This window comes from Curtobacterium sp. MCPF17_051 (assembly GCF_003234595.1).
In the GTDB taxonomy this organism is placed as follows: domain Bacteria; phylum Actinomycetota; class Actinomycetes; order Actinomycetales; family Microbacteriaceae; genus Curtobacterium; species Curtobacterium flaccumfaciens.
This window is the reverse complement of the sequence record NZ_QKSE01000004.1, coordinates 198,550-208,674: the sequence shown is the minus strand read 5'-3', so window position 1 is coordinate 208,674 and position 10,125 is coordinate 198,550. Positions and strand designations below refer to the sequence as shown.

Below are 10,125 nucleotides of genomic sequence, written 5' to 3'. Positions count from 1 at the left end.
CGCTCCAGGTCCCCGACGACTCACCGTGGTCGGGCAAGACCCTCGAGCTGGACGAACTGCGCTGGTACAACGGTCACCCCGTCGCGTTCTTCGCCGCGATCGACGACCGCACCGCGGCCGCGTCCCTGGCGCGCATCATCCTCTGGGTCGAGCAGGACGCCGACGCCCACCCCCACGCCCGCTCCGGGCCTGCGGGACGTCACCGGCTCGGCGACCCCGACGGCGATCGCCGACAACCCGGCCGACGGCCAGACCGTCGCGAAGGCCGTCGACGGCGTGGTGTCCGGCCACCCGGTCGACCACACCGCCGAGTGGGCCGTGCCCTGGGGACGGACCGGCATCTGGATCCAGCTCGACTGGGCCGCCCCGGTCGCGCTCCAGCGCATCGTCCTGCACGACCGTCCGAACAGCGACGACCAGATCACGAGCGGCACGCTGACGTTCTCGGACGGCAGCCAGGTCGCCGTGGGCGAGCTCCCGAACGACGGCAGTGCCCGGACGGTCGACTTCACCGCCCGGAACGTCACCTGGGTGCGGTTCACCACGACCGGGGTGTCGAACAGCACGATCAACGTCGGTCTCTCGGAGGTCCGCGCATGGGCAGCTGGGTGACCCCGGACGAGGACGGCCCCCGCCCGGTCGCCGAGCAGTCGGCCGCCGCGCACGGTGCCGCACCCGCGCACGGCCTCGGCGCCTCCCGCCACCGCACCCCGCTCCGGACACGAGGACGACGGGTCGCGATCGTGGCCGCGGCCCTGGTGGTCGCGGTCGGTGCCGTCGCAGCGGCGACCACCGGCACGACGTCCGTCGGTCCCGGACCCAGCGGGGTCGCGATGCCGACCGGCGACGGTGACGGCTGGAAGCGGGTGTTCTCCGAGGACTTCGACGACACCACCCCGTCGGGCGGGTTCGAGGCGGCCTACGATGACCGGTTCACCGTCTACCACGGCTTCGCGGACACCGCGGGGACCGGTCGGTACCAGGCGTCCACGCTGAGCGCCCACGACGGGATGCTCGACATGCACCTGCGCACGACGAAGGCGGGCACCCCGCTCGCCGGCGGGGTCGTCCCGCTCGTCGACGGACGATGGGGCGGTCAGACCTCCGGGCGCTACAGCATCCGGATGAAGAGCGACGAGGTCGACGGGTACGGGGTGGCGGTGCTGCTCTGGAGCGACGAGAACGTCTGGGCGCACGGCGAGATCGACTTCCCCGAGGGTGCGCTCGGTGCGCCCGCCTGGCTCAACGTGCACTGCCTGGTCGACCCGGCCGAGAAGTGCATCCACCACGAGACCGACGCGTCGCTGGCTGACTGGCACACGTACACGATCGAGTGGACGCCCTCGCGGATGTCGTTCCTGGTCGACGACGAGGTCGTCGGGAGCACCACGCAGGACATCCCCGTGGAACGCATGCACCTGGTCGTGCAGACGGGGTCCCTCGAGGGCCTGCCGCCCCGGGACGCCGCCGGGTCGCTCCTGGTCGACTGGATGACGATCGACGTGCCCGCGGACGGCGAGAGCCCCCAGGCCACGCTGCCGTCCACGGAACCCACCGCCGGCTGACGGCGCCGAGCCCGGCGCGGACCGACCCCGTCGAGCCCGCAGCGCCTCGGCGCACACCGGCGCGCGCCGGCGCCATCGAGCCCGGCGCGCACGGACGGCGCCGGGCCGACCCGGTCAGCGCCGGGCGTGTGCCAGCAGTGCCAGCAGCAGCGCTCGCACGTGCGGCTCGCGCCCGTAGCGGTCACGAACCCACGCGCGGCACCGTGCGGCGAGGGACGGGTCGAGTTCGGCTTCGTCGAGGGTGTCGAGCAGCTTCTCCGCCAGTGCGTCGGGGTCCGCCGGGTCGACGGTGTACCGCGCCCAGTCACCCGACAGGATCTCCCCGGTGCCGCCCGATGCGGCCGCGACGACGGGACGGCCGGCGGACATCGCCTCGACCACGACCCGCCCGAACCCCTCGGGCTCGATGGACGGCGCCACCACGACGTCGGCGGCGTGCAGGAGCGGGACGACGTCGTCCCGCTCGGGGAGCACGAGCACGGAACCGGCGGGGAGCGCGTCGATCGCGGCGTGCACGGCGTCCGCCTCCTCCGCGTAGAGCGCACCGGCCAGCACGAGGAGCGGCGCGGGCGCCGCGGGACCGGCCACGGGGGGAGTGGTGACCGGTACGCGTGCCGCAGCGGCCGTGCGGACGCGACCCCACGCCTCCAGGAGGGCGAGCACGCCCTTCGACCGGGTGAGCCGACCGTAGTAGAGCACCGTCGGGGTGTCCTCGGCGATGCCGAGTGCCGCGCGGGCGTCGCGCACCGACGCCGGGGTCGCGGCCGGGAACGCGTCGGTGTCGACGCCGTTCGGCACGATCGTGATGCGGTCCGTCGGCACGCCGGACTCCGCCCAGGCGCGCGCCATCGCGTGCGAGACGGCGAAGTAGCGGGTGCGGCCACCGGCGATCGGTCCGAGCCGCCGGTAGTTCGGCGCGTGGTGCAGGTGCACCGCGAGCGGGACTCCGGAGACGAGCGATGCGACCCGGCCGAACGGCAGGTACTCGGGCCGGTTCAACCAGAGGACGTCGAGGTGCGATCGTCGGATCCGCAGCCCCTCGCGGGCGAAGCGCCAGGCGTCGCGGAGCGCGGTCGTGATCCCGAACCGGTAGTCGGTGGCCTCCACCAGCTTCACGCCCATCGCCTCGTAGGGCGGCGGGCCCTCGGCGGCGCGCGGGGACTGGGCGTTCCGGTGCCAGACCTCGACCTCGTGGCCGGCGGCGACGAGCTCACGGGTGTCCTCGAGCACACAGCGTTCGAGTCCGCCGGTGATGGCGAGTCCGGTCACCAGGACGCCGACGCGGAGTCGGCGGGAGCCGTCGTGTGCAGCCTGTCGCGGTCTCACGAGACACCACCCCTTGCGGTCTTCAGTCGGCGGAGGAACCAGGGGAGGCAGGCGACCACCCCGGCGATGCGGACCCAGTTCCAGAGGACGTCCTGCGGCAGGAGCAGGGACGCGGCGGCCACGACGAGCGCGGCGAGGGTCGTCAGGACGATCCGGGGCCCGGGCCCGCGCCACTCACGGCGGTCGGGCAGGGCCAGCAGCTGCATGGCGGCCAGGATCGCGTAGGCGACCACGGTGGCGAGGCCCGCGCCGGCGATGCCGAGCACGGGCACGAGCACGAGGTTCGCGCCGATGTTCACGGCGCCCGCGACCGCGGCGATCACCCCGACGGCGACACCGCGGCGTTCGACCAGGAGCAGGCGTCCGGTCGCGCCGCTGGCGACGACGGGGAACGCGGTGATCGCGACGACGAAGACGACGACCGAGAGCTCCTGCACGCGGTACGACGCCGGGGCGAGGATCGGCAGCGCGACGGGTGACACCAGGGTCACGGCGAGCAGGACCGGTCCGAGCATCTTGTACAGCTCGTCGCGGGAGTGCATCGCGAGCTGCCGACGGGCGACCGGGTCGCGGAGGGCGGCGAAGTGCGGCGCCCACGCCTGGTTGGTGAAGGTCAGGAGCAGGATGACGGCCGAGCCGACGACGTAGGCGATCTGGTAGCGGGCCACCTCGTCCGGGCCGAGCAGCCGCTGGACGACGATCCGGTCGCCGGCGTTCAGCACGAAGTACGACAGGTTGCCGAGGGCGATCGGCACGCCGAGGCGGAACGCCCGTGCCGTGGTCTTGCGGTCGAACAGGCCGGCGAGACGCGGGCGGGTCGCCGCGACGCCGATGACCATCGCCACGCCCTGGGCGACGACGCCGCCCCACGCGTAGGTGGTCGCGTCGGCCTGCACCCAGGTGAGGAGCCCGAGGCCGATGACCGAGCCGCCGATCGAGGACAGCAGGCTCGTGACCGCGAAGACCCGGATGCGGTCCTGGGCGACGAGCAGCGCCAGGGAGATCTGCACGATGGCGGCGGGGCCGGTCCAGAGCACCGCGACGAGGAGCAGCGGGTGGTTGCCGACGAAGCCGGCGGCGTCGGCCCAGACCGGGATCGTGGTGAGCGCCGCGACGGTGACGACGATCGCGGTGACCATGCCGACGGCGAGCAGGCCGCGCGCCCGGCGGTCGTCGCCGTCCTCGGCCCGCTGCAGCACCGACGCCTGGTCGATGCCGAGGACGGCCAGGACGACGAGCGCCTGGTACAGGGCGATGGCCGAGGCGAGCACGCCGAACTCGGCCGGCGGCATGAGGTGTGCGAGCACCGGGGAGATGAGCGACGAGACGACGAGCTGCATCGACCAGACGACGACGTACAGCAGGCCGCGGCCGAACAGGACGGAGGCACCCTTCCGCACGGCGACCGACCCGGTGTCGAGCGACTCGGGCACGGGTGCGATGGGCTCCGGGGCGATGGCCTCGGGTGCGATGGGCTCCGGGGCGATGGGCGCGGGTGACTCGGCCTCGCGCGCGGCGCGGGCCTCGCGGCGGGTCTGCGGGGGGAAGCTCACGGCGCGACCACCCCTGCCGCGCCCTGCCGCGCCGTCGCCGTCGCCTCGCCCTGGCGCAGCCCGAAGGCGGCGTCCACGACGTCGAGCAGGTCACCGCTCCGGTCGGTCGAGAACTTCCGCGCGAACAGGTGCTGCACCTCGACGTCCGCGTCCGTCCGACGCTCGAGCAGCTGCCCCGCGTCGGCGACGGTCAACCACGGCGGGCTCTTCCGCGCGGTGCCGTCCCACCCGATCCACCAGAGCGGCTGGGAGACGTGCTCGTCGGCGAACCCCGGCGTCAGCGACGGCGAGTTGAGCACCGACGGCACGAAGGTCTCGTCGGCGACCCAGGTGCGCTGCCAGAACCGGACCAGGTCGGGGCGCTGGTCGACGGTGTCCACGACGGCGGCGGCGTGCCGGCGGGCGAGGACCTTGAGCTGCGAGCCCCCGGCGAAGGAGACGTTCGCCGGCACGCGGCGGGGGACCGGCAGCCGGAGCATGTGCTTCCGCCACGCCCAGTGCCGGAACCGGATGCGGGAGATGCCGCCGTCACGGCCCCACGGCGCGAACGGCAGCGGGTTGACCGAGATGAACGACTCCTCGCGGTGCGCCTCGAGCAGGGTCGTGATCTCGGCGGGGTTCGCGAGCGGGTAGTCGCTGCCGGTCAGCACGGCCACGTGCGAGGCGTCGGTCTCGGCCAGGGCTGCCCGGTAGCCGGACACCTCGGCGGCGACGTTCTCCCAGCGCGCCCAGCCGGTCCGGATGCGGGGGAGCAGCCGGACACGGTCCGGCAGTCCGTCGGTCATGGCGCGGAACACCGTCTCGGGGGTGCGCGCGTCGCAGTGCAGGAACACCGGGAACGGGTCGAGCGCCTCGACGAGTCGGCGCACGTGTGCCGGGTCCTCGTGGGCGAGGACGATGCACGCGGGGACCGCGGGGGAGATGGCCATGGACGCGACGCTAACCGCGGCGTTCCGGGGCCGACAAGGCGACCCGTGCCCGTCTGCGGGGAAGCGGCGGTTTCCCGCACCGCCCCCTGATCGATCAGTGCTCGAAGCGCCTGATCAGCGCTTCTTGCGGAACTTCTGGCAGTCGCAGAGGGCGCAGTCCGTGCCCGGACGGTAGTGCTCGTGGGCGTCCTGCACGTGGCCGCAGACGCAGGTCACGGAGTCGACCACGAAGACGCTCTGTTCCGAGGGGAGCACGGCGCCGAGCTCGTCGGCGGGGCCCATCGACATGCGTCCTCCTCGTGCCCGGCGTGCTGCCGCCGAGTCGTCCTCACGATCCTACCGTCCAGGGGCGTGTGCTGGCGGCAAACCGCAAGTCGGACGACCGTCGCCGCAACCGCGGGCGGCCGCCGTTGACCCTGCAGCGGCCCCACCGGAGCATCGGACCATGACCGACCAGCAGGCCACCACCACCCGCGTGCTCACGCTCACGCCCGCGATGCCGTCCCCGGACGTGCCCGCCTGGGCCGGCGCGGCCTGGGTCGGCGCCGTCGACCGGCAGGAGGCGCTCGCCGCGTCCGCCGTCGAACTCGCCGGCCCCACCGGCTTCCGCCGCGCCCGCCTGCTCGTCCGCGACGGACGCGAGATCGCCGGGTTCGTCGACGTCAGCGTCGACGCGGACGGCGGCGTGGACCCGGCCGAGCTGGGACCGGCCCTGCGCGCCCTGCGCACCACGGGCCTCCCGGCCGCCCCCGCGGGGACGCCGGTCGGACGCATCTCCGTCGTCATCGGCACCCGCGACCGGCCCGAGGACCTGCGTCGCTGCGTGCGCTCGGTGCTCGCGTCCGAGCACGACGACTTCGAGGTGCTGGTCGTCGACAACGCGCCCACCACCACCGCCACCCGCGACGTGGTCACGTCGCTCGCGGACCCGCGCCTGCGGTACGTCCTGGAGGCCCGACCCGGCGTCTCGCGCGCACGGAACGCCGGACTCGCCCTCGCGTCCGGGGCCGTGGTCGCCTTCGTCGACGACGACGTGGTCGTCGACCGGCACTGGCTCGCAGCGCTCGCCGACGCCTACGCCCGCGACGCGGACGTCGTCTGCGTGACCGGCCTCGTGCCCAGCGGCGAACTCCGGACCCCCACGCAGCGGTACTTCGACGAGCGCGTGACCTGGGCGCGCAACACCGACCGCCGGGTGTTCCGCACGTCGGCGCCGCCGGCGGACCTGCCGCTGTTCCCGTTCTCCGTCGGCGCGTTCGGCACCGGTGCCAACATGTCGCTCCGTCGTTCGGCCGCGCTCGCCCTGGGCGGGTTCGACGTCGCGCTCGGCCCGGGCACCCTGGCCCGCGCCGGCGAGGACCCCGACCTGTTCACCCGGGTGCTGTTCTCCGGCGGCGCGCTCGCGGTGGAGCCGTCGGCCGTCGTCTGGCACAAGCACCGGCCGGACCGTGCGGCGCTGCGCTCGCAGGCGCTCGGCTACGGCACCGGCCTCGGTGCGTGGGTCACGAAGCTCATGCTGCGACCGCGCACCGCACTGGCCGTGCTCCGTCGGGCGGTCGGGGCGCTGCGGCAGCTCGGGGCGCTCGGACAGGGCGGCGGCGGCGCCGATGAGGTGTCCGCCGCGGTGGACGCCGTCGGCGGGTGGCCGGTCGACGACGCGTTCCGCGAGGCGACGGCCGGCCTCAAGCGCGTCGAGCTCGTGGCGGCGCTGGGCGGACCGTGGCGGTACGTCGTCGGGCGGTCGCGGCGCGGGTGACCGCGGTGCGGGCGACCGCACTCCGCGTGCACCGATCGCACCGCGCGTACCGCACGCACCGGGACGGACGTCTCCTGCGCGCCGCCTAGGGGCGGAAACGGCCCTCCTCGACCTCGCGCCAGAACCGACGGCTGCGGAAGTACGCCGCCGGACCCGCCGGGAAGCCGCGGAACTCGTGGTACGCCAGCGAGCGCGGGATCCGGGTCGTGGAGGCCTCGGTGATGCTCTCGGCCGCGGCGTCGCGCCGGCCGGCCAGTCGTGACACCAGCTGCTTCAGCTTGATCTTGCCTGCCCGGGGCATCAGCCGCGCGAGCACGAGCGCGTGCCGGCGGTCCTTCGCGATGAGCTCGCACATCAGCGCCGTGAACCCGACGCCGTTCGAGTGGAGCTGCCCGTGCAGCCCGGCGAGGTCCTGCCGGTGCCGGTGGTGCACGACCGCGCGGGGTTCGAAGCCGATCCGGCCACCGCTCCACAGGATGTCGATGAAGATCGCCAGGTCCTCGCCACCGCGGGCGGGCACACCGGCACCGAGCACGGGGTCGAACCCGCCGACGGCGTCGAACGCCGAACGTCGGACCGCCCAGTTCGCGCCGGCACCGTAGCCGCCGATGCCGTACACGGCGAAGTGCTTCTGCACCGAGCCGTCGGGGCGGACGGCCCGGGCCTGCGCGTGACGCATGACCCCGGGGACGTCGTCCGGCACGATCGTCACCGGCTGGAAGGTGCGCTCGCCGCTGAAGCCGCCGTAGTACGCCTCGTACCAGATCTGCGCGGGGGTCTCGAGCTCGACGGGCAGGATCATCCCGGTGACCGCGGCGACCTCGGGCTCGCGGACGAAGCGCGTGCCGATGGACCGGAGCCACTGTGCGTCGACCCGGACGTCGTCGTCGGTGAACGCGATGATCTCGCCGTGCGCCGCGGCGACCCCGGCGTTGCGACCGGCGGAGCAGCCCGGACGGCGTTCGGTGACCAGCCGGACGTCGCGGCCCTCGAGCAGCCCCGGCAGGGCGTCGACCTCGGGCAGCTTCACGCGGTTGTCGACGAGGATGACCTCGTACCGCGGGTAGTCGAGGTGCTCGAGGAAGTCGAGCAGCTTCCGGATGTCCTCGACCCGGGTGACGATGGTCGACACGACGATCGAGATGAGCGGGAGGTCGAGGTCGGGGATCGGGGTCTCCGTCGCACCGGAGATCCGTGCGAGGCCGTCCACCAGGGGTTCCATCGCGCGGGCGGCGTCGGCCGGGTCAGCGGTGAGCAGCACGTCGAGGGTGGTGACGGGGAAGCCGTCGCGGTAGCCGACGACGAGCGCGGAGGAACCCGACTCGTCGGCGACCAGGCGCGGCAGCGGTGCGTCGAGGTCGACGCTGACGACCCGACGGGGGCCGGGCACGGTGACGGAGGATTGCAGGGTCATGGTCGGGACGCTACGACCGCCCGCGGTGTCCGGACAACGGACCGGACCAGCAGTGGCGGGGTTCGTGCGGGGTTCCGCAGTGCGGTGCGTGTGCCCCCGACGGGGGGTGAGCGCTCACCCAGGAAGCCACGGGAACCTCATGGGTCACGCTCAGGTCACGGAACCGATGCAACCGGTTGCGCTCCCGCTGGACCGGGCGTAGCTTCCTCCTCCAGCAGGCAGTGTCGCCTGCTCCAGGCCAGCGGTGTCGTGATCCGACCGAGCCGTCCTGGTGATCTCAACGAGGAGACAACGCTGTGAAGACAACACGCGCCAGGGTGCGGTTCGCGTCCGTTGCGGGGGTCGCGGTCATCGGGCTCGTGCTGACCGGCTGCTCGAGCGGCAGTTCGGCGGACGACGACGCCAAGAGCGGCCAGGACAGCCGCGGACCCATCACCTACGTGCAGGGCAAGGACAACTCGAACGTCGTCCGTCCGCTCATCGCGAAGTGGAACAAGGCCCACCCGGACGAGAAGGTCACCTTCAAGGAACAGTCCGACCAGGCCGACCAGCAGCACGACGACCTCGTGCAGCACTTCCAGGCGAAGGACGAGAACTACGACGTCGTCGACGTGGACGTCGTCTGGACCGCCGAGTTCGCCGCGAAGAAGTGGCTCACCCCGCTCACCGGCGACATGAAGCTCGACACCTCGAAGCTCCTGCCGTCGACGGTGAAGACCGCCACCTACAACGACACCCTCTACGCCGCACCGCAGACCTCGGACGGCGCCCTGCTCTACTACCGCAAGGACCTCGTCAAGACGCCTCCCACCACGTGGAAGGAGATGATGGACGACTGCAAGATCGCGAAGGACGCCGGCATCGGTTGCTACGCGGGGCAGTTCGCGAAGTACGAGGGACTCACCGTCAACGCCTCCGAGGCGATCAACGGCTCCGGCGGTTCGGTGCTCAGCAACGACGGTGCGCCCGACGTCGACACCGACAAGGCGAAGGCCGGCCTGCAGAACCTGGTGGACGCGTTCGAGGACGGGAACATCCCGGCCGAGGCGATCACCTACCAGGAGGAGCAGGGCCGCACCGCGTTCGAGGACGGCAAGCTCCTGTTCCTGCGCAACTGGCCGTACGTCTACAGCCTCGCCAAGACCGACGGCTCGTCGAAGGTCAAGGACACCTTCGGCATCGCGCCGATCCCCGGTGCCGACGGCGTCGGTGCCTCCACGCTCGGTGGGCACAACGCGGCGATCAGCGTGTACTCGAAGCACAAGGCCACGGCGCACGACTTCCTCGAGTTCCTGACCTCGGACGACACGCAGAAGTTCTTCGCGACCCAGGGCTCGCTCGCCCCGGTCGTCGGTGACCTGTACAACGACCCCGAGCTGACGAAGGAGCTGCCCTACCTGCCGACGCTGCTCAAGTCGATCGAGTCGGCCGAGCCGCGCCCGGTCACGCCGTTCTACCCGGCGGTGACGAAGGCGATCCAGGACAACACCTACGCGGCGCTCAAGGGATCGAAGTCGGTCGACGAAGCCATGAAGGACATGCAGGACGCCCTCACGGCCGCGACCAGCAGTTGACACACAGC

General features: G+C 72.9%; 9 protein-coding genes. 4 read left to right on the top strand and 5 right to left on the bottom strand.

Features of this window, described 5'->3' with window-relative positions; translation table 11 throughout:
- The first annotated feature begins 279 nt into the window (after positions 1-279).
- Together DEJ35_RS17205 and DEJ35_RS17200 are read left to right on the top strand one after the other, a co-directional pair.
- The gene (locus DEJ35_RS17205) at positions 280-612 is read left to right on the top strand and encodes a hypothetical protein (RefSeq protein ID WP_111192144.1); all 333 of its coding nucleotides are present in this window, start codon (positions 280-282) and stop codon (positions 610-612) included.
- On the top strand, positions 597-1,565 hold the full coding sequence (locus DEJ35_RS17200) for a glycoside hydrolase family 16 protein (protein ID WP_110859133.1): 969 nt from the start codon (positions 597-599) through the stop codon (positions 1,563-1,565). Before DEJ35_RS17205 ends, DEJ35_RS17200 begins: the two co-directional genes overlap by 16 nt.
- A 114-nt stretch (positions 1,566-1,679) precedes the next feature.
- Here the strand turns inward: DEJ35_RS17200 and DEJ35_RS04760 are convergent, their stop codons facing one another.
- The 4 genes from DEJ35_RS04760 to DEJ35_RS17195 form a co-directional block, all read right to left on the bottom strand.
- On the bottom strand, positions 1,680-2,891 hold the full coding sequence (locus tag DEJ35_RS04760; RefSeq protein ID WP_181419992.1) for a glycosyltransferase family 4 protein: 1,212 nt from the start codon (positions 2,889-2,891) through the stop codon (positions 1,680-1,682).
- A complete protein-coding gene (locus tag DEJ35_RS04755; protein WP_110859131.1) occupies positions 2,888-4,444 on the bottom strand; it encodes a lipopolysaccharide biosynthesis protein in 1,557 nt (518 codons plus the stop codon). The genes DEJ35_RS04760 and DEJ35_RS04755 overlap by 4 nt, the downstream gene beginning before the upstream one ends.
- Entirely contained in the window at positions 4,441-5,373 is a 933-nt protein-coding gene (locus DEJ35_RS04750; RefSeq protein WP_110859130.1) for a beta-1,6-N-acetylglucosaminyltransferase, read from the bottom strand. Before DEJ35_RS04750 ends, DEJ35_RS04755 begins: the two co-directional genes overlap by 4 nt.
- A gap of 114 nt (positions 5,374-5,487) precedes the next feature.
- On the bottom strand, positions 5,488-5,661 hold the full coding sequence (locus tag DEJ35_RS17195; RefSeq protein WP_181419991.1) for a hypothetical protein: 174 nt from the start codon (positions 5,659-5,661) through the stop codon (positions 5,488-5,490).
- 157 nt (positions 5,662-5,818) lie between these two features.
- On the opposite strand from DEJ35_RS17195, the gene DEJ35_RS04745 reads away from it, so the two are divergent.
- Entirely contained in the window at positions 5,819-7,129 is a 1,311-nt protein-coding gene (locus DEJ35_RS04745) for a glycosyltransferase family 2 protein (RefSeq protein WP_110859129.1), read from the top strand.
- Positions 7,130-7,214: 85 nt separating this feature from the next.
- Here DEJ35_RS04745 and DEJ35_RS04740 read toward each other — a convergent pair whose 3' ends face one another.
- Positions 7,215-8,543 (bottom strand): glycosyltransferase, encoded by a 1,329-nt coding sequence (locus tag DEJ35_RS04740; RefSeq protein WP_111090493.1) that lies wholly within the window; start codon positions 8,541-8,543, stop codon positions 7,215-7,217.
- Between the two features lie 296 nt (positions 8,544-8,839).
- On the opposite strand from DEJ35_RS04740, the gene DEJ35_RS04735 reads away from it, so the two are divergent.
- A complete protein-coding gene (locus tag DEJ35_RS04735; protein ID WP_111192143.1) occupies positions 8,840-10,117 on the top strand; it encodes an ABC transporter substrate-binding protein in 1,278 nt (425 codons plus the stop codon).
- Positions 10,118-10,125: the final 8 nt, after the last annotated feature.